This is a genomic window from Brevundimonas sp., from assembly GCF_035626975.1.
GTDB lineage: Bacteria > Pseudomonadota > Alphaproteobacteria > Caulobacterales > Caulobacteraceae > Brevundimonas.
The window spans coordinates 26213-45578 of sequence record NZ_DASPMQ010000039.1 but is presented as its reverse complement, the minus strand read 5'-3'; the positions used below and the strand labels follow the sequence as shown (position 1 = coordinate 45578).

Annotated in this window: 18 protein-coding genes and 3 tRNA genes; 4 read left to right on the top strand and 17 right to left on the bottom strand. The window is 69.7% G+C overall.

The genetic code is table 11. From position 1 onward, the window contains the following. Window positions 1–17: 17 nt before the first annotated feature. From VEB62_RS10365 to rfaE2, 3 genes are read right to left on the bottom strand one after another with little or no spacing between them, the layout of a single operon-like run. Window positions 18–1121 (bottom strand): DUF3089 domain-containing protein, encoded by a 1104-nt coding sequence (locus VEB62_RS10365; protein ID WP_324798969.1) that lies wholly within the window; start codon window positions 1119–1121, stop codon window positions 18–20. Continuing rightward, a complete protein-coding gene (gene rfaD, locus VEB62_RS10360; RefSeq protein WP_324798966.1) occupies window positions 1118–2119 on the bottom strand; it encodes an ADP-glyceromanno-heptose 6-epimerase in 1002 nt (333 codons plus the stop codon). Before rfaD ends, VEB62_RS10365 begins: the two co-directional genes overlap by 4 nt. Continuing rightward, entirely contained in the window at window positions 2116–3570 is a 1455-nt protein-coding gene (gene rfaE2 / locus VEB62_RS10355) for a D-glycero-beta-D-manno-heptose 1-phosphate adenylyltransferase (protein WP_324798963.1), read from the bottom strand. Before rfaE2 ends, rfaD begins: the two co-directional genes overlap by 4 nt. Window positions 3571–3791: 221 nt before the next feature. On the opposite strand from rfaE2, the gene VEB62_RS10350 reads away from it, so the two are divergent. After that, entirely contained in the window at window positions 3792–4304 is a 513-nt protein-coding gene (locus VEB62_RS10350; RefSeq protein WP_324798961.1) for an aspartyl protease family protein, read from the top strand. 132 nt (window positions 4305–4436) lie between these two features. Here the strand turns inward: VEB62_RS10350 and kdsA are convergent, their stop codons facing one another. Next, window positions 4437–5306, bottom strand: a complete 870-nt coding sequence (gene kdsA, locus VEB62_RS10345) for a 3-deoxy-8-phosphooctulonate synthase (protein WP_324799292.1) — start codon at window positions 5304–5306, stop codon at window positions 4437–4439. 185 nt (window positions 5307–5491) lie between these two features. Here kdsA and VEB62_RS10340 point away from each other — a divergent pair, with 185 nt between their 5' ends. Both VEB62_RS10340 and sseA read left to right on the top strand, forming a co-directional pair. Continuing rightward, entirely contained in the window at window positions 5492–6712 is a 1221-nt protein-coding gene (locus VEB62_RS10340; protein WP_324798958.1) for a class I SAM-dependent methyltransferase, read from the top strand. 19 nt (window positions 6713–6731) lie between these two features. Continuing rightward, window positions 6732–7568 carry a 3-mercaptopyruvate sulfurtransferase gene (gene sseA / locus VEB62_RS10335; protein ID WP_324798955.1) on the top strand — a complete coding sequence of 279 codons (837 nt, stop codon included), beginning with the start codon at window positions 6732–6734 and terminating at the stop codon, window positions 7566–7568. 140 nt (window positions 7569–7708) lie between these two features. Here the strand turns inward: sseA and VEB62_RS10330 are convergent, their stop codons facing one another. Beyond that, window positions 7709–9019, bottom strand: a complete 1311-nt coding sequence (locus VEB62_RS10330) for a dicarboxylate/amino acid:cation symporter (RefSeq protein ID WP_324798953.1) — start codon at window positions 9017–9019, stop codon at window positions 7709–7711. Window positions 9020–9047: 28 nt separating this feature from the next. Then, window positions 9048–10115, bottom strand: coding sequence for an amino acid ABC transporter substrate-binding protein (locus tag VEB62_RS10325; protein WP_324798950.1), 1068 nt, complete (start codon window positions 10113–10115; stop codon window positions 9048–9050). Window positions 10116–10243: 128 nt separating this feature from the next. Between VEB62_RS10325 and metC the strand changes: the two genes are divergently transcribed. Beyond that, window positions 10244–11416, top strand: a complete 1173-nt coding sequence (metC, locus tag VEB62_RS10320) for a cystathionine beta-lyase (RefSeq protein ID WP_324798947.1) — start codon at window positions 10244–10246, stop codon at window positions 11414–11416. On the opposite strand, the gene VEB62_RS10315 is transcribed toward metC, so the two are convergent. The 11 genes from VEB62_RS10315 to glpX all read right to left on the bottom strand — a co-directional run bounded on the left by VEB62_RS10315 (window position 11406) and on the right by glpX (window position 19319). Beyond that, entirely contained in the window at window positions 11406–11873 is a 468-nt protein-coding gene (locus VEB62_RS10315; RefSeq protein WP_324798945.1) for a hypothetical protein, read from the bottom strand. The two genes, metC and VEB62_RS10315, sit on opposite strands and share 11 nt — an antisense overlap. A 30-nt stretch (window positions 11874–11903) precedes the next feature. Further along, window positions 11904–12677: an exodeoxyribonuclease III gene (locus VEB62_RS10310; RefSeq protein WP_324798942.1), complete on the bottom strand. Its 774-nt coding sequence runs from the start codon at window positions 12675–12677 to the stop codon at window positions 11904–11906. Window positions 12678–12727: 50 nt separating this feature from the next. Beyond that, window positions 12728–12804: transfer RNA gene (locus tag VEB62_RS10305), tRNA-Arg, on the bottom strand. Window positions 12805–12870: 66 nt separating this feature from the next. Further along, the gene (locus VEB62_RS10300; protein WP_324798939.1) at window positions 12871–13176 is read right to left on the bottom strand and encodes an ETC complex I subunit; all 306 of its coding nucleotides are present in this window, start codon (window positions 13174–13176) and stop codon (window positions 12871–12873) included. Window positions 13177–13267: 91 nt separating this feature from the next. Continuing rightward, a complete protein-coding gene (locus VEB62_RS10295; protein WP_324798937.1) occupies window positions 13268–14782 on the bottom strand; it encodes a calcium-binding protein in 1515 nt (504 codons plus the stop codon). Window positions 14783–14859: 77 nt separating this feature from the next. Further along, window positions 14860–14936, bottom strand: a tRNA-Pro gene (locus VEB62_RS10290). Between the two features lie 56 nt (window positions 14937–14992). Further along, window positions 14993–15460 carry a DUF192 domain-containing protein gene (locus VEB62_RS10285; RefSeq protein ID WP_324798935.1) on the bottom strand — a complete coding sequence of 156 codons (468 nt, stop codon included), beginning with the start codon at window positions 15458–15460 and terminating at the stop codon, window positions 14993–14995. A 90-nt stretch (window positions 15461–15550) separates the two neighbouring features. After that, entirely contained in the window at window positions 15551–16117 is a 567-nt protein-coding gene (locus tag VEB62_RS10280) for a cold-shock protein (protein ID WP_324798932.1), read from the bottom strand. A gap of 271 nt (window positions 16118–16388) precedes the next feature. Next, window positions 16389–16463: transfer RNA gene (locus VEB62_RS10275), tRNA-Glu, on the bottom strand. 85 nt (window positions 16464–16548) lie between these two features. Then, on the bottom strand, window positions 16549–18363 hold the full coding sequence (recJ, locus tag VEB62_RS10270; RefSeq protein WP_324798930.1) for a single-stranded-DNA-specific exonuclease RecJ: 1815 nt from the start codon (window positions 18361–18363) through the stop codon (window positions 16549–16551). Continuing rightward, window positions 18363–19319, bottom strand: coding sequence for a class II fructose-bisphosphatase (gene glpX / locus VEB62_RS10265; protein WP_324798927.1), 957 nt, complete (start codon window positions 19317–19319; stop codon window positions 18363–18365). The genes recJ and glpX overlap by 1 nt, the downstream gene beginning before the upstream one ends. Window positions 19320–19366: the final 47 nt, after the last annotated feature.

The following is a 19366-nucleotide window of genomic DNA, read 5'->3' as shown; positions in this document are numbered from 1 at the left end:
CCATCAGCCCGCCCTCTTCAGGGCGTCTGCGCCTGCCAGGCCGCCAGTCTCGCCTGGGCGTCAGCTTCAATATCGCCGTAAAACAGATTGTACGGCCGAGATTTTCTCCGGTCAGCCCAGCTTCCAGTCGGGCGGAAGGACTCCCGCTCGGGCTCGCTGTAGCGCAGCAGGCCGTCCCGGCACTGGGTGGCGATCTCGCGCGCCAGCAGGGCGGGATGGGTCCCCCATTCCAGCCCCGTCGCATTGGTCGCGCCGCGATTCTGTCGGGCCGCCACTGGCGCCGTCGAGGTCGAACCGGTCACCGGATTGACGCACAGCGCCTGACGCTCGCCGAGTTCGACGAGCCGTCCCCGCGCATCCCAGACCAGCGCCCGTCTGAGCCGCCGTCGCGCGGCCCCGTCGTTGCCCTCGCTGACCGGCGAGAAGCCGACGACGCAGCCGATCTGGTCGGGCCGTTGGCAAGCCGGAATCTGCGGCGACAACCCGTTGGCCGGGGTCACCACGTCGATCAGATAGGCCGCGACAAGCCGTTCGCGCAGCGCCGGATCGGGCGCCACCCGCTCCCGCAGCAGCCGCTCGATCAATTCGCCGCCCTGTTCCACCCCGGCCAGGACCAGAGGTCCGTCAGGGTGACGACCGATCCAGCTTTCGAAGGCGGCGGCGATGTCCCGGTAGGCGAACGCTCTTGCCTCGCGGGCGTCATCCCGCAGGGTCAGCCGCGTGTAGAGGCTGCCCTGCCTGTATCGCGGGGCGCTGACCGCGCCGAGCCGTGAGAAGGGCCCGGCATAGTTCGGCAGCACCACCCGCCGCAGATAGGCGTCGGCCTTGCCGTGCCCGATCGGCCCGTTCCAGTCGCGCCCGCCGTCATAGGTGGTCGAATGCACGAAGAAGACGGCGGCCGGCCCGGCGTCGGATGCTCGCGTCTCGCTCATCGCCCAGGCCGCGGGACGCGCATAGTCCGGCGCGGGCGGCGGCTCGTAGGTCTGGAACGGCACCTGGGGGTCCAGTCCGGCCCTGAGAATGTCTCCCCGCCACACCGCAAGGGCGGCGGTCAGCAGGAAGACCAGGCCGAAACCGAACCAGCCGATCCACTGCCGGAGGGTCAGCTTCGGGCCTCTCATCGATACGGGTCCGCCGTGGCGAGGAAGTCCTGGACATAGCGCCGGACGCCCTCTTCCAGCGGCGTCGACTGTCCCCCGAACCCGGCGGCGCGCACCCGCTCCATCCGGGCCTCGGTGAAATACTGGTACTTGTCGCGGATCGAGACCGGCGTATCGACATACTCCACCCGCGGCGCCTTGCCCGCCGCCGCGAAGGTCGCATTGGCCAGGTCCAGGAACGACCGCGCCCGTCCCGAGCCAGCGTTGAATACGCCGGACACCGCCGGCGTCTCGAGCAGCCAGTCGACGATATCGACCACGTCATCCACGAACACGAAGTCGCGCATCTGCCCGCCATCGGCGTAGGCGGGGTTGTGCGAGCGGAACAGGGTGACCGGCTCGTCCGCCGCCACCTTGGGCCAGATCTGCGCCACGACCGACTTCATGCCGCCCTTGTGGTATTCGTTCGGGCCATAGACGTTGAAGAACTTCAGCCCAGCCCACTGGCCCGGCGACTGCCCCCGGTCCGACTGCCGGGCGGCGTACTGGTCGAACAGCATTTTCGAATATCCGTAAGCGTTTAGCGGCCTGAGCGACGCCAAGGCCTCAAGACTGTCGTCGTCCAGAAACCCCTGTTCGCCGTCACCGTAGGTCGCCGCCGAGGAGGCGTAGACCATCCGCGCGTCCCTGAGCGCGCACCAGTCCCAGATGTCCCGCGACAGGGTGAAGTTGGTGCGCAGGATCAGGTCGGCGTCCGCCTCCGTCGTCGACGAGATCGCCCCCATGTGCACCACCGCCTCGATCCGTTCCGCGTGCCGCTCCAGCTGTTCGAACAGCTCCTCCGGCTGCCAGAAGTCGGCGACCGGGTGTTTGGCGATGTTCTTCCACTTGCCGAGGGCGGCGTCTTCCAGCCGGTCGCAGACGACCACGTCGCGCCGGTCCTCGGCGCACAGCCGGGCGACGATGTTCGACCCGATGAAGCCGGCCCCGCCGGTGACCACGATCATCCGCCGACTCATTTGTCGTCCTTCATCTTCTCGATCGTCTTCGTGGTCGAATAGCCATCCTCAAAGGTCGCCAGCCTGACCTCGCCGCCCCAGCTCTCGACCAGGTCGCCGCCCACCACGCCCTCGCGGGTGTAGTCCGCGCCCTTGATCAGCACGTCCGGCCTCAGCCGCTCGATCAGGGCCAGCGGAGTCGGCTCGTCGAACGAGGTCACCCGGTCGACGCTCGCCAGGCCGCCGATGACCACGGCCCGGCTGTCCAGGTCGTTGATCGGCCGTCCCTCGCCCTTGAGCCGGCGCACCGAGGCGTCGGTGTTCAGCGCCACCACCAGCCGGTCGCACCAGCTCCGCGCCTGGGACAGATAGGCGACGTGGCCGCGGTGCAGGATGTCGAAACAGCCGTTGGTGAAGCCGACCTTCAGCCCCTGCCGCCTCCAACCCTCGACCACATGCGCCAGCTCCTCCAGCGGCATGACCTTGGCGTGGGCCCCGGCCGCGTGCTGGCTCATCTCCGCGTCGATCAGCTCGGCCGGGGTGACCACGGCGGTGCCCGCCTTGCCGACCACCACGCCCGAGGCGAGGATGGCGAACTCCACCGCCGTCTCCAGCGACGCGCCCGCGCCAAGCGCCAGCCCCAGCGCCGCCAGCCCCGTATCGCCGGCGCCGGAGACGTCGAACACCTCGCGCGCCCGCCCCGGAAAATGCTTCGCGGTCTCGCCGCGCCGCATCAGGCTCATGCCCTTGCCGGCCCGGGTCACTACCACGGCCCTGGCCGTCGTGGCCTGCAACAGGGCTCTCAGGGCCGCCTCGACCTCGTCATCGGTGTCCACCGGCAGGCCGGTCGCTCCGGCCAGTTCGCTGGCGTTGGGCTTGATCAGGTCGACGGCGCCGTAGCGGGCGAAGTCGCGCCCCTTGGGATCGACGACGACCGGCGCGCCGCTGGCCTGGGCCGCCTTCAGGGCCTGGCCGATGACAAGATCGCTGATCACGCCCTTGGCATAATCGGACAGAAGATAGACCGAAGCACCGGTAAAAGCGCCGCTTTCCTCACCCATAAGGGCGGCGGCTTCCTCGTCCAGCCGCAACAGCTGCTGGCCGGCGGCGACGAAGCGCGTCTTGACGATGGTGGCCACGCCGGCGCGGCGCTCGACGGCGTCCTCGACGCCCGGCTCGGCGGCGATCAGGGCCGCCAGTTCGTCGCCGGCCGCATCCCGCCCCGCCACGGCGCCCAGCCGCGCCACACCCCCCAGGGCGGCCACGTTGCGGGCCACATTGCCCACGCCGCCCGGCATGGCGATCGTCCGCCGCGTGCGCAGCACGGGAATGGGCGCCTCGGGCGAAATCCGGCTGACCTCGCCATAGACATACCGGTCCAGCATCAGGTCGCCGACGCAGGCGATCTTAAGCCCGCGCACCCGCTCCAGCAGCGCCTGCAGTCCGCCGAGATCGAGGGTCCGTTCAGCCATCTGCCTGAGCTAAAGCCTGCCCGCCGCGCGCACAACCGTCATCGTTGGCGACCTTGGTCGTTCTGGTCGCCGCCATTGGTCAATTTGGCGAGGCGATTACAGGGCCCTGAGCCCGGGCCCGCCAAGGTCGACCCGCACAACCCTTGGGGTCGATTCTTGCGGGCATTCAGCGCGAAACGTATAAGCGGTGCGGTAGCCCTTGCCGAGCAGACAGGAGCGTCATGCGCACAAAATGGCTCGCACTGCTCGCCCTGGCCTTGTCGGCGACAGGCGTGCACGCTCAACATCCTCCGACTCCAGTCACCTATTTCGCCGGACCTTCGGGCCGGTCCGCCATCCCGCTTCAACGCTCAGTCGACCACAAGCTGTACCTGACGGTTGTGGTGAATGGAAAACCGCTCAACCTGTTTGTCGACACCGGCGCGACGACGGTCCTGGACGTCAATGTGGTTCGCCAGCTCGGCTTGCCTCTCACCGATACCGAGGATGAGGCCTTTGGCATCAGCGGGGTGGGCGGCCGGCGCCAGTTGGCCTTTGTCGACCTTGTGCTGGGCCGGATCGTCATCACGAACCATCAAGTGAGCGTCGTCGACCTGTCCGCGCTCCGGGATTTACACGCGGCGCACGACCTGCCCGTCTTCGACGGGCTGATCGGAGCGGAACTGCTGGCTGTGTTACGAGCGCGGATCGATTACGACAGGCTGGTCCTGGAAGTACGAAGGCCAGATCGGTAAAGTCTGGATCGCACTGGTTTCACGCGGCGCTGGCGCGCCCGTTGCCAGTTCGGCCCGGCCGCTCATCACGACTCCAGCCCATCCCGAATGTCGCGGCGAAGCCTGCAAGCCGCGGCAAGGATGGTCGACGACTCAGGCGGCCTTCGCCATCCGCGCCTTCGACAGGTCGTCATAGGCGATCAGGTCGGCGCACAGAGCCTCGAACTGGTCGAGCGGCACCATGTTCGGCCCGTCGGACGGGGCGTTGTCGGGGTCCTGGTGGGTTTCCATGAACACCGCGTCGACGCCTACGGCCACGGCCGCCCGGGCCAGCACCGGCACGAACTCGCGCTGGCCGCCCGAGGACGTCCCCTGCCCGCCCGGCTGCTGCACGCTGTGGGTGGCGTCGAACACCACGGGGCAGCCGATCTCGCGCAGGATCGGCAGGGCCCGCATGTCGCTGACCAGGGTGTTGTAGCCGAAGCTGGCGCCGCGCTCGCAGGCCATGACGTTCGGATTGCCCGCCCCCACCACCTTGGCGACGACGTTCTTCATGTCCCAGGGCGCGAGGAACTGGCCCTTCTTGACGTTGATGGCCTTGCCGGTCGCGGCGGCGGCCAGCAGCAGGTCCGTCTGGCGGCTCAGGAAGGCCGGGATCTGCAGCACGTCCACGACCTCCGCCGCGATGCGGCAGTGCTCCTCGGTGTGAACGTCGGTCAGCACCGGCAGGCCCGTGACCTCGCGGATCTCGGCGAAGATCGGCAGCGAGCCCTCGAGGCCGAAGCCCCGCGCGGCCGTGGCCGACGTCCGGTTCGCCTTGTCGAAACTGGTCTTGTAGATGATCCCGACATTCAGCCGTTCGCCGATCTCCTTCAGCGCGTGGGCCATCTCCAGGGCGTGCTGGCGGCTCTCCAGCTGGCAGGGGCCGGCGATGAAGACGATGCGCTGGCCGCCGCCGATGCTGACGGGGCGTTTCAGGCCGGCCTTGATGTCGATGATGGCGTTGGGCTTGGACACGGCGATGTTCCCGGAATGACGGCTGGAGCGGCGGACGCCCCCTTGCGGCGCCTGTAAGGCGATCAGGTGGCGTCGGACCTTCGGCTTGGCAAGCTACACGGAGGCCGGTCGCAAGGCCACCGCGCCGGGCGCGACGCGGGGCCGCGCACGGGGGATTGACGATCCGGCCCATCCAACCCAACCTTCACCGCATGACGTCGGTCACCGCCGATCGCTCCGAAGCCGCCGCCCGCACGCCACGCGGGTTCGGCCTGCTGTTGCGTCTGCTGGCCTCCAACTGGACCTTCGGCCGCCTGACGGTGCTTCTGCCCGGAGGGACCAGCCATTTGCTGGAGGGAAGCGAGGCCGGGCCGTCCGCCACCCTCGACATCCGCGACTACCGGTTCGCCGGCCGGGTGCTCGCCTCCGGCGATATCGGCTTCGCCGAGGGCTATATGGCCGGCGAGTGGGAGACGCCGCACCTGGCCGCCCTGCTCGAGGCGCTGGCCGCCAACCAGGACCAGATTCGCCGCCTGACCGGTGGCAACCCGGTGATGAAGGCCGTGCACTGGCTGTCGCACCGCATGAACCGCAACAGCCGCTCGGGCTCGCGCAAGAACATCCACGCCCACTACGACATCGGCAACGCCTTCTACGCCGCCTGGCTGGACCCGACGATGACCTATTCGTCGGCGCGGTTCGCCCGCTCCGGCATGCCGCTCGAGGCCGCCCAGCGCGAGAAATACGCCGCCCTCGCCCGCTCCATGGATCTCCAGTCCGGCCAGTCCGTGCTCGAGATCGGTTGCGGCTGGGGCGGGTTCGCCGAGTTCGCGGCCAGGGAGGTGGGCGCCCGGGTCACGGGCATCACCATCTCGCGCGAACAGTACGATTTCGCCCGCCAGAGGATGTTCAACGCCGGCCTGTCCGAGCGGGCCGACATTCAGCTGATCGACTATCGCGACGTCCAGGGCCGTTTCGACCGTGTCGCCTCGATCGAGATGTTCGAGGCGGTCGGCGAGGAGTACTGGCCCGCCTATTTCGGCAAGATCCGCGACGTGCTCACGCCCGGCGGCCGCGCCGGCCTGCAGATCATCACCATCGACGACGCCGTCTTCGCCCGGTACCGCAAGCGCACGGATTTCATCCAGAAATACATCTTCCCCGGCGGCATGCTGCCGTCCGAATCCGCCCTGAAGCCCGTCGTCGCCGGCGCCGGCCTCGACTGGCGGGCCGTCGACCGGTTCGGCCAGGACTACGCCGAGACGCTGAGGCTGTGGGACGAGCGCTTTCAGGCCGCCTGGGACGACATCCGCCGCCTCAGCGGCTTCGACGAGCGGTTCCGCCGGCTGTGGCGCTTCTACCTCGCCTATTGCGAGGCCGGCTTCCGCACCGCCCGGACCAATGTGATCCAGCTCGGGCTTTCGCGCGCCTGAGCTAGGGCTAGACTGGGGCATGCCCGATCTCCCGCCGCTGATCTCCACCGCCGATCTGGCCGCCCGCCTGGGCGAGCCGGATCTCCGCCTCGTCGACGCCAGCTGGCATCTGGACGGGCGCGACGGCCGTCCGGACTTCGAGGCGGCCCGCCTGCCCGGCGCGGTCTTCTTCGATCTCGAGGCGTCGTCCGACCCCGACAGCGACCTGCCGCACATGCTGCCGTCGCCCGGGGCGTTCGGGGCCCGCATGGGCGGGCTGGGTCTCTCCGAAACCGACCACATCGTCGTCTACGACACCGTCGGCATCCGCTCGTCTGCCCGGGCCTGGTGGATGTTCCACGCCATGGGGGCGCCACGGGTTCAGGTGCTCGACGGCGGCCTGCCGAAATGGCGGGCCGAGGGCCGCCCCGTCGACTCCGGCCCGCCGGCTCCAGCGGTCCCGGCGGTCTTCGCCGCCCGCCTGAACGCGGAGCGCCTCGCGGACCTCGAAGCCGTTCGCGCCGCGCCGGCGGACGAGGTCCAGGTGCTCGATGCCCGCGCCTCTGACCGGTTCCACGGCCGCGCGCCCGAGCCCCGCCCCGGCCTCCGTTCGGGCCATATGCCGGGCGCGCTGAACCTGCCCTTCCCGCGCATCCTGAACGCCGACGGCACGATGAAGTCCCCGGACGAGCTGGACGCCGTCTTCCGCTCGGCGGGCGTCGATCCGGACCGGCCCGTGATCACCAGCTGCGGCTCCGGCGTCACCGCCGCCATCCTCAGTCTCGGCCTCGCCGCCCTCGGCCGCCCTTCCCGCCTCTACGACGGCAGCTGGGCCGAATGGGGCGGACGGGCGGATACGCCGGTCGTCGCCGCCTGATCATCAGACCGCTCATCCCGGCGAATGCCGGGACCCAGATGGAAAACGCCATCATTCGTCAAGAGGCGCGGTGCGCACGTCCGGTCGCCCGGCTCTCGTGAACTGGACCCCCGCGTTCGCCGGGGCGAGCGGACAAGAACTCAGGCCGGCGGCGCCACCGGCTCCACCAGTCCGGGCGGCACGATCTCGTCGCTCTCGCCGCGCGAGACCACGGTCGCCGCCACCAGGTCGCCGGTGACGTTCAGCGTGGTCCGGCACATGTCGAGGAAGCGGTCGACGCCGAGGATCAGGCCGATGCCCTCGGCCGGGACCCCGACCATGGTCAGGATCAGGGCGATGACCGGCAGCGATCCGGCCGGCACGCCCGCCGTGCCGATGCCGCCGAGGATGCAGACCAGCATGACGACCAGTTGCTGGCCGATGCCCAGTTCGACGCCGAAGAACTGGGCCAGGAACAGCACCGTGACGCCCTCGAACAGGGCCGTGCCGTTCTGGTTGGCGGTGGCGCCCACGGTCAGCACGAAGCGCGAGATGCGCCGCGGCAGCTTCAGCTTCTCCTCGGCCGCCTTGATGGCGATCGGCAGGGTGGCGTTGGACGAGGCCGTCGAGAAGGCCACCACGAACGGCTCGCGCACGCCCTTGGCGAAGGTCAGCGGGTTCATCCCGCCGAACACCCAGACGAGCAGCGGGTAGACGACGAACATGTGGATGGCCATCGCGCCGACGGCCACGGCGGCATAGGCCCCGAGGCGGATCAGCAGATCCCAGCCGAACACGGCCGCGAGGCTGAACATCAGGGAGGCGATGGCGATGGGGGCCAGTTTGATGACGAGGTTGATGAGCTTCATCATCACCTCCAGCAGGCCCTGCAGCGTCTCCTGCAGCCGGTCGGTGGCCTGGCTCCTGGCCATGACCATGCCGATGCCGAAGATCAGGGCGAACACCATCACCGGCAGGATCTGGTTCTCGGCCGCGGCGGCGAACACGTTCGACGGAATCATGCCGAGGAAGAACTCGCCCGCCTCGATGGTCTTGGGCGCGTTGCCGACGATGGCCGAAGCGCCGTCGGCGCCTTGGGCCAGCAGCTGGGCCGCCAGGTCCTTGTCGACGCCCGCGCCCGGCTGGAACAGGTTCACCATGCCCAGGCCGATGCCGACGGCGATGGCGGACACCAGAATCGTGAACAGCAGGGTCTTCAGGCCGACGCGTCCCAGCGACTTCAGGTCGCCCATCTCGGCGACGCCGACCGCCAGCGCCGCGAACAGCAGCGGCAGGACCAGCATGAACAGCAGGCGCAGGAAAATCTGGCCCACGGCCTGGATCAGATCCATGGCCCAGGGCATGACCACCTGGCCGGTCAGGTTGACGTACAGTCCGCCGCCCAGACCCACCACAAAGCCCAGCAGCATCCACAGATAGAGCGGGACCCCGCCGCGTTTCGTCGTTTCCATGCTTCCCCCCGGCCCTCGGCCGATGTCGTTATCGGATCGGCAGGGCGTAGATCAGGCCGCCCGGCCGAGCGTTCCATTGTGCGTTAAGGCCTCGCGTCAGGTCGAGAGATGAATCCGGCCCGATATTTCGATTGAAGATTTCACCATAGTTGCCCGTAGCTTCTATCGCGTTCCTCGCCCAATCTCTCGACAGGCCCATGGTCGATCCGAGCTCGCCCTCGACGCCCAGTAGCCGGCGAATCCGCGGATCGCGCGAATCTTCGGCCATTTGCCCGGCGTTGGCGGCGGTGACGCCCAGCTCCTCCGCCAGGATCAGGGCGTTCAGGGTCCAGCGCACGATCGAGGTCCAGGATTCGTCGCCGCGTTTCACCGCCGGCCCGAGCGGCTCCTTGGAGATGACGTCCGGCAGGATGACGTGCTGCTCGGGGTTCGACAGCAGGGTCCGCGCCGCCGCCAGAGCCGATATGTCGGCGCTGAACGCGTCGCAGTCTTCCCGCGCATAGGCGTTTCGGGCCGCCTCTCCGTTCGCGGCCACGACCGGCCGGTATTCGATCCCCCGGGCCCGGAAGAAGTCCGAGGCGTTCAGTTCCGACGTCGTCTCGCGCTGCACGCAGACCCGCGCGCCGTTCAACTCGGCGGCGCTGGCCAGATCGAGCGAGCGGCGGACCAGGAAGCCCTGACCGTCATAGTAGTTGACGCCGGCGAAGCGGATGCCTTCGGACACCTCCCGCGACAGGGTCCACGAGGTGGCCCGCCACAGCACGTCGACGCGGCCGCCCCGCAGCGCGTCGAAACGCTGGCTCGAGGTCAGGGGCACGAAGCGCACGGCGTCGGGATTTCCCAGCACCGCCGCCGCCAGCGCCCGGCAAAAGTCGGCGTCGAAACCCCGCCATTCGCCCCGATTGTCGGTGTAGGCGAAGCCGACCAGCCCCTCGTGCACGCCGCAGTTCAGCCGGCCCCGGCGCTTGATCGCCTCGAGGGTCGGGCTGACGAACGCGGGCGCCTCGGTCGCGGTCACGACGGGCTCATCGTCCGTCTCGCTCTTCCGGTCGCCGCCGCCGCACGCCGCCGCGGTCAGGCCGAGGACCAGGGCCACGCCCGCTCCCGTTGCACGCCGAACCACCTCTGTCCGCATCCTGGTCCTCGCCCGGGCTATTCCAGACCTTGCGCCCCTGCCCGCTTTAGAGGCCTTTGGAGCCTGAACCGCAACCCTCGACCGGCCCCATGCCCGACCACGCCGACCGCACCCGCCTGATCGCCTCCGCCACCCGCCGCGGTTCCGGCCGCCGCCCGGTCAGCCCGCCGGTCGAGCGCGCCTCGACCCTGCTCAACGACTCCCCCGGGGCCATGCGCGACGGGACCGACGGTCCGGTCTACGGCATCGAGGACCTGACCGCCGCCCGCGAGCTGCGGACCGCCCTCGCCGATCTGGAAGGCGCCGCCGACGCCTGGCTGGTTCCATCGGGCCTCGCCGCCGTCACCGTGCCGCTGACCGCCCTGCTTCGCCCCGGCGACGCGGTGCTGGCCACCGACGCCCTCTACGGTCCCAGCCGGCGCTTCCTCAACCGGCACCTGGGCGCGCGCGGGATCGCCAGCGCCTTCCACGCCCCCGGCGCGGGCGTGGACGAAATCCTCGCGGCCATGAGCGACCGGACCCGTCTGCTGCTGATCGAATCGCCGGCCTCCCTGACCTTCGAACTGGTCGACGTCCCGGCCCTCGCCGCCGCCTGTCGGGCCCGGGGCGTGCTCACCGTTATCGACAACACCTGGGCCGCCGGCCTGGCCTTCCGCCCGCTGGCGCATGGGGTCGATGTCAGCGTCCAGGCGGTGACCAAATATGTCGGCGGCCACTCCGACCTGCTGATGGGCTCGATCGCCGTCACCGATCCGGCCATCGGCCGCCAGATCGCCGGGACGATCGAGGATCTCGGCTGGCGCGTCTCGTCCGACGACGCCTGGCTGGCCCTGCGCGGCCTGCGCACCCTGCCGCTGCGCTACGCCGAACAGGCCCGCTCCGCCCTCACGGTGGCCGAATGGCTCCGGGCGCGGCCCGAGGTGGCCCAGGTCCTCCACCCCGCCCTGCCCGGCGCGCCCGGTCACGACCTCTGGCGTCGCGACTACACGGGCGCCGCCTCGATCTTCGGCGTGGTCATGCATGGCGGGTCCGAGGCCGCCGCCCACGCCCTGATGTCGGCGCTGGAGCTGTTCGGCCTCGGCTATTCCTGGGGCGGGTTCGAGAGTCTGATCACCCACGAGACGGGGCAACTCGCCTTCCGCCGCTCCCCGCACGGGCTCGCCGGCGAACTGCTCCGCCTCCACGTCGGCCTCGAGGACCCCGCCGACCTGATCGCCGACCTCGAGCGTGGCCTCGCCGCCTGGACCGCCGCTACCGGCTGAGCTTCGCCCGCGCCGCCTTCAGCTTCGCCTTCACGTCGTCCCGCGCCCTCGCCTGCCGTTTCGCCAGCGCCGCCGCCCGCCGGTCCAGCGCTTCCTGCTCCGCTTCCAGCGCCGCGCGCTCCTGCGCCTGCGCCTCGTCCAGCGCCGCCAGTTCCGCCTCAAGCGCCTCCACCCGCGCCTTCGCCTTCGCATCCGGCGCGGGCTTCGGCTTCGCCTTCGGAGCCTTTGTCCGCTCGACCTTGCCGATGTCGACTGACAGCCCGCGCTCGATCAGCTCTCCGGGCGCCGCCAGCGCCGCCTCCCGGTCCGGGCCGGCGTCGATCTCCGTGGCCGAGCCGTCCTTGAACAGGTCCCGCCGGACGCCCCACGCCTCCAGCGCCTTCGCCCGCGACGGCGCCGCCACGGTCCACGAATGGAAGCCGTCCGAATAGCAGAACACCTTCAGCTTTCGCGCCATCCCCACCCAACGACCAGGGTCGCCGCCGGTTCAGTCCAGTTCGATCCACACCGGCGCGTGGTCGCTGGCCCGCTCGCGCCCCCGCACCTCGCGGTCGACCCCGGCGTCGGTCAATCGCTCCGCGGCCGCCGGGCTAAGCAGCAGATGATCGATCCGGAGGCCCGCGTCCCGTTCCCAGGCCTGCCGGAAATACTGCCAGAAGGTCCACGGCGGCGGATCGGCCGGATACCGCTCGCGCAGCGCGTCGGTCCAGCCCTGCGCCAGCAGCCGCGCGAACGCCGCCCGGCTCTCCGGCTGCAGCAGCGCGTCCTTCTTCCACGAGCGGCTGTTGTAGATGTCGGCCTCGGTCGGCACGACATTGTAGTCCCCCGCCAGCACCACGGGGACGCCGCTGGCCAGCAGCTCCGCCGCATGCGCGTTCAGCCGTTCCATCCACGCCAGTTTGTAGTCGAACCTCGGGCCCGGCTGCGGATTGCCGTTGGGCAGGTACAGCGACGCCACCAGCACCCCGCCCACCGCCGCCTCCAGATAGCGGCTCTGAACGTCCCCCGGCTCCCCCGGCAGACGGCGCCGCGTCACCACGGGCTCGGCGTCCCGCGCCAGGATCGCCACCCCGTTCCAGCGGTGCTCGCCCTTCCAGGCGGCGTGATACCCCAGCGCCCGAAGCGCCGCCGCCGGAAACTGCGCGTCGGTCGCCTTCAGTTCCTGCAGGCAGACCACGTCCGGCCTCGCCCCGTCCAGCCACGCCAGCAGGTTGGCCAGCCGCGTATTGATCCCGTTGATGTTGAAAGTGGCGATCTTCACCGGCCTTCAACGGTCCCGCTCGCCGGCGGGTTGCCGCGGCGGCGGCGGAATGGCGCGCCCAGCAGGACTCGAACCTGCAACCGTCCGCTTAGAAGGCGGGTGCTCTATCCGGTTGAGCTATGGGCGCCCGTGGTCGGCGTACGAGCGATCGACCTGCGCCTCAAGTAGCGCGAAGCGCGGTAGCCGCACTAATTCAGTGCGTCCAGGACACCTTGCGGTTGGTGGCGAAGTTGTCGGCGTAGGCCTTGATGATCATCGGCGGCTCCTGCGGCTCCTGCAGGCGGAACGGGATGCCGTGGCGCTCGGCGTAGGCGATCGCCTCCTCCTTCGAATCGAAGTCCAGCCGCACCTGGCCTTTCATGTCCGACGAGCTGGTCCAGCCCATCAGCGGATCGATCGTGCGCGCCGACGCCGGCTCGAATTCCAGCCGCCAGTCTCTCGACCTGGCCTTGCCGGACTGCATGGCGTTCCTGGCGGGGCGGTAGATGCGGGCGAGCATGGGCGACCTCTTCAGACCGGCCGTCGCCGGGCTGTCCGGCTCTAGAAGCCTTCAGCCCGACGATCAAGATGCCCGGCGCGGACCACCCGCGTCAGAAGATGAAGCTGTCCTGCTGGATGGCGTTGCCCAGCACCGTCAGCAGCCGTTGCGCCGCCGCCGGTCCGGCGCCGTCCGGATCGAACATGACGTCGACCGCGGGCAGCGCGCCCGACCCCCAGGTCGTGGCCTGCAGGCTCAGAACGCCGTTGCCGAACGGATCATCGCCGAGGGGCCCCAGGGCGTCCATGATCGCGGTCACGTCGATCCGGTCGCCGGAGGCGTGGGTGAAGTCATGGATCAGGTCCGCCGCCTCCGACCCGCTGTTGTAGACGAACAGGTCGGCCCCGGCCCCGCCTGTCATCTCGTCGCCGCCGAGGCCGCCGGTCAGGGTGTCGACTCCATTGCCGCCGACCAGCCGGTCATTGCCCGCGCCGCCCAGCAGAACGTCGTCGCCGTCCAGCCCGTACAGGGTGTCGGCCCCGGTCGCCCCCTGCATCCGGTTGGCCACGGCGTTGCCGTACCCCGAGCCCGAACTACTGGCGAAGGTCAGGTTCTCGAGGTGGGCCTTCAGCGTATAGCTGGTCAGGAAGGTCTCGACCGTGTCGGTGCCCTCGCCGGCGTATTCGATGATCGTGTCGCCGGCCACGGCCACGACATAGGTGTCATTCCCGACCCCGCCCTGCAGGGTGTTGGCCAGGCCGAAATTGCCGCTCAGGCGGTCGTCGCCGCCGAGACCGATCAGATAGTCGGCGCCGCCCCCGCCTGAAATCCGGTTATCGGCGGCGTTTCCGATGCCGTTGAAGCCCTGGCTGTTTCCCGAGAGGCCGACGGTCAGATTCTCGAGATGCGCCGCCAGCGTCCAGCTGCGCAGGCCGACGATCAGGGAATCGACGCCCTGGCCGGGCAGTTCGACGAAAGAGTCGCGGAAGTCGGTCAGGACATAGGTGTCGTCGCCCAGCCCGCCGATGAGGGTGTCGGCCCCGTCGCGCCCGCCGTCGAGGACGTCGTTGCCGGCATAGCCGAACAGCTGGTCATTGCCGGCCCCGCCCGTGAAATTGTCGCCTGTTGCAGTGCCGTACACCGTCAGCGCGTTGAGGGTCTCGGCCGTCATCAGGTTGAGGGAGCCCAGGCCCCGCGCGTCGATGGTGATCCGGCCGGTCATCGCCGTGCCGGTCATGTCATCGAGGAACAGGGCGACCGAGGTGAACTCGCCGGGCGGTCCGAACATCAGGTCGAGGTTCTCGACGTTCTGCGAATAGTTCACCGCGTACCTCGGGTCGCCGATGCCGCCGCTGCCCAGTTCCACGACGGCCGTCGTTCCGACCGCCGACAGACTTACCGTGTGGTTGGTGAACGAAGTCAGCCACTGCAGCCGCACAGTGTCGACGCCATCGCCGCCGTTCACCGTATCCAGCCCGTCATCGCTGGACAGGGTTTCGTACCAGTAGAACCGGTCATTGCCGGCCAGCCCGTTCAGGACATCGTCGCCGCCCCGTCCGTAGATGTTGTCGTCTCCGGCCGATCCATTGATGAGATCGGGGCCGCTGGTTCCTTCAAAGGTGGGCATCTGGCTGTTCCTTCCATCCAAGGCTGTGGAAGGTTAATCACGCCCGCAACGTTCCCGCGGTCACGGTTGCGTGAGACTGGTCGGGGCGAGAGGATTCGAACCTCCGACCCTCTGCTCCCAAAGCAGATGCGCTACCAGGCTGCGCTACACCCCGATCCAGAGGCGCGGTGTTTGCCACGCGCCGCCCACCGCCGCAACGCGCAACAGCGGCTATTCGGCGAAGAAGGGATGGCGGACCCGGTCGCCGGGCTTCGCCCCGATCTCGTCGGCGCGGCCCGCGCGGAGTTCCAGCACGCCGCTGGCCGGACCGTTCGACGGGATGATCGCATCCGAGTTGGGCGGGGCGTTCTTCGCGATCGAGACGATGCGGCCGTGCGGATCGATGTAGATGATGTCCAGCGAGCTGGGCGTGTTGTGCATCCAGAAGCCGCGCTCGGCCACGTCCGGAAACTGGAACAGCATGCCGCGGTCGTCGGCCAGCGGCTCGCGATGCATCAGGCCGCGCTGGCGCTCCATCTCGTCGTCGGCGATCTCGACCATGAAGCGGTGCTCGCCGGTCGAGGTGGTGACCGTCAGCGGCTCCAGCGGCTCGCCGTTCGGCGCCTTGCCCGCGCCCGCGCATCCCGCCAGCAGGACCAGACCGGCGAGACCGGCCAGAAAACCACGACGAACCAGCATCATTCCATCCTCAGGATCATTTCGCCGCAGATTGCGCCGATCCGCGCCCGCGGCAAGCCCCGGTCTGTCGCCGGGGCGTCGGAAAGCCGGTCAGCCGGCCGGGCGGATTTCCGCGACCACCAGGCCCTTCGGGCCCTCGGCGAAGCGCACGGCCACGGTCTCGCCGGGCAGCAGGTCGTCCAGCCCGCAGCGCCGCAGCGTCTCGACGTGGACGAAGATGTCGCCGGGCTGGCCGTCGCGGACGACGAATCCGTAGCCCTTGGTGCGGTTGAACCATTTGACCACGGCCCGCTCCATCACGCCGTCGCCGTCGTCGTCGGGGGCGGTCAGTCCCCGGGGCTCGCGGCGCATGGCCTCGTAGCCCCCGCGTCGCGGCGCGAGGGCTGCGTCGGGATCGCCTTCGCCGAGATCGTGCACTTCGGTCACCTGCCAGCCCTTGGGCCGGCGGGCGCAGTCACAGGTGATGGGCGCGCCTTCGGCGGCCGTGTCGCGTCCGCTGTCGCGCAGGCTGGAGACGTGCAGCAGCACATCCTTCATGTCGGTCAGAGTCGGCTCGTCAGGCACGATGAAGCCATATCCCTTGCCGGGATCGAACCATTTCACCCGGCCGGCGATCCGCACCGTCTCGACCGTCTCAACGCCCTCGTAGTCGGACACAGCCTTCCCCCTGTCCGCGCGCAGTGCGGACGCGCCTTGTTTAACACGGTTCGGCGAAGCTCGGAAAAGACAAAAACGCAAGTTTTCATCCCGAAGGCGAACATTTTTTTCAACTGTCGCCTGTAACCGCTTCCAACAGCGGGGCGTGACAGCCCGAGAATGGCCTCGCCGGGGTGGGATCGTGCTCCAAACCGACGATCCACGGCGGTCGCGGCCCCGGGACGGGGTCCAGGAGGCGGCGGCGCCCGGCGATGTGTGGGAAGGCCCCGCGTGGCAGTCCCTAGGGGAGTCGAACCCCTCTTTTCAGGTTGAAAACCTGACGTCCTAACCGATAGACGAAGGGACCGCGGCGCGGGGAAGCGGCGATATAGCCGCCGATTCCGCAGGGTGCAAGCGGCTTTGCCGTAGAAAATGCGCGTGGTGATCGACGTTTACGCCATGCGCGGATCGGCGACGTCCTCGATCTCGAACTGCACGCCGCGCCGGCCGTTCCAGTCGTCGGCCTTCAGCCGTCCGGCGACGCTCAGACCGCCCTGCCCGGCCAGCAGCGCCTTGCCCGACGGCAGGTCGGCGCAGCGCCAGGCGATCGCCTTGACCGAGGCCCCGTCGGCCCCGACCAGACGGCAGCGCACATGGCCGCCGTTCATGGCCACGGGCTCGCGCACGGCGACGTGTTCCAGCGCGAACAGCGGCTCGGGATTGGCCGGTCCGAACGGCGCCAGTTGCTCGAACTGCTCGAACAGCGCCCGCGACGCCGCCCCGGGCTCGATCAGGGCGTCGATCTCGACCCCGTCCAGCGCGTCCGCCGCCGCCTGCTCGCCGGCCATCCGCTCGTTGAGAAAGTCGCGCAGCCGCCCGATCGCCTCGGCCCTGACCGTCAGCCCGGCCGCCATGGCGTGCCCGCCCCCGGCCATCAGCACGCCGGCCTCCCAGGCGGCCTGAACCGCCCGGCCCAGATTCATGCCCGGCTGCGAACGGCCCGAGCCCTTTCCGACGCCGTTCACCGCATCAACCCCGATGACCACCACGGGCTTGCGCCAGCGCTCGCGCAGCCGTCCCGCGACGATGCCGACCACACCGGGATGCCAGTCCGCCCCCTCGATGACCACGACGGCCGAGCCGTCGGCGTGGACGCCGCTGGCTTCCACCATCCGCGTCGCCTGATCGGTCACCTGTCTCTCGACCTCGCGGCGGGCGAGGTTCAGCGCGTCCAGTTCCTGCGCCAGTTCGCGCGCCTCGTCCGCGTCATCGGTCGACAGCAGGCGCGCGCCGAGGTCCGATTTGCCGATCCGCCCCCCGGCGTTGATGCGCGGGCCGAGGATGAAGCCCGCGTGAGTCGATTTGGCCGGCCCCGGCTCGCTTCCCGCGGCCGCGAGCAGGGCCCGCAGGCCCGGATTGCCCCAGTCCGACATGACCCGCAGCCCCAGGCTGGTCAGGGCCCGGTTGAAGCCGGTCAGGCCGGTGACGTCGCAGATCGCCCCCATGGCGGCCAGATCCAGCCACTGGCGGATGTCCGGCTGCTCCCGCCCCTCGAACATCCCGCGCCGCCGGGCCTCGCGATTCAGCGCCGCCAGCAGCACGAACACCACGCCCGCCGCCGCCAGATTGCCCTGCCCCGAGTTGCAGCCCGGCCGGTTGGGATTCACTACGGCCATGCACCGGGGCGGATGCTCGCGCATCATGTGGTGGTCGATCACCACCACCTTCAGCCCGATCGCCGCCGCGTGGGCCACCGCCTCATTGGCCGCCGCCCCGCAGTCGACGGTGATGACCAGCTCTGCGCCCGAGGCCTTCAGCGTGTCGAAGGCCTTCGGGCTGGGTCCATATCCCTCGGTGACCCGGTCGGGCACATAGATCGGCAGCTCGGCGCCCATGGCCCGGAACCAGCGCACCAGCAGGGCCGCGCTCGACGCCCCGTCGACGTCGTAGTCGGCGAACACATGGACCGAGGCCTGCGCCTGCAGCGCGTCGAGGATCGCCTCGGCCGCGGCGTCCATGTCCAGGAAGCTGGACGGGTCGGGGAACAGCGCCTTCAGCGTCGGCTGCAGGAAGTCCGCGCCCTGGTCGGCGCCCACCCCGCGCGCCGCCAGCGCCCGGGCCAGCGGCTCCTCGAGATTCAGCGCCTGCATATGGGCGCGGATCAGCCCCGCCTCGGCCGGTCTCTGCCGCCAGGCGCGCCCGGACAGCGAGCGGGAGACGCCGAGGAACGCAGGCCCGAATCCTGGAATCGCCCCCCCGTCGGCCATCAGAGCGGCCGTGTCGTGCGGATACGCTGGATCGTGCGGGTCGAGGAATCCATCACCAGCGTATGGGTCGAGACGAAGCCGTTGGCGACCCGGACTCCGTCCAGCATGGCGCCCTTGGTCACGCCGGTGGCCGCGAAGATGGCGTCCCGGGAGACCAGTTCATGCAGGTCGTATTTGCGGTCGAAGTCGGTCACGCCGGTCTTTTCGGCCCGGGCGCGCTCGTCGTCGTTGCGGAAGATCAGCCGGCCCTGGAAATGGCCGCCGACGCATTTCAGCGCCGAGGCGGCCAGCACGCCCTCCGGCGCCCCGCCCGAACCCAGGTACAGGTCGATGCCGGTCTCCGGCTCGGCCGTATGAATCACCCCGGCCACGTCGCCGTCGGTGATCAGCAGCACCTTGGCCCCGACCTCGCGCAGCGCCGCGATCAGTTCGGCGTGGCGCGGACGGTCCATGACGCAGACGGTGATGTCGCGCGGATCGACCCCCTTGGCCGAGGCCAGCGAGCGGACGTTGTCCTGCGGCTTCATGTCGAGGTCGACGGTGCCCGGCGCATAACCCGGCCCGATGGCGATCTTGTCCATATAGGTGTCGGGCGCGTGCAGCATGCCGCCCGAGGCCGACATCGACAGCACGCACAGGGCGTTGGCCATGGCCTTGGCGGTCAGGGTCGTGCCTTCCAGCGGATCCAGGGCGATGTCGATGGCCGGGCCTTTGCCGGTGCCGACCTTCTCACCGATGTAGAGCATCGGCGCCTCGTCGCGCTCGCCCTCGCCGATGACGATCTTGCCGTCGATGTCGAGCGCGTTCAGCGCCGTGCGCATGGCGTCGACGGCCAGCTGGTCGGCCTGCTTCTCGTCGCCGCGGCCGATCTGGGCGTAGCTGGCGATGGCGGCCAGTTCGGTGACCCGCGCGGCGTCGGCGGCCAGCGTGGAGGCATAGGGGGCCGTGGCGGCCATGGGCGTTCTCCTGAGGACGATGATCCCGGGATTCTGTCGTCCCGGCG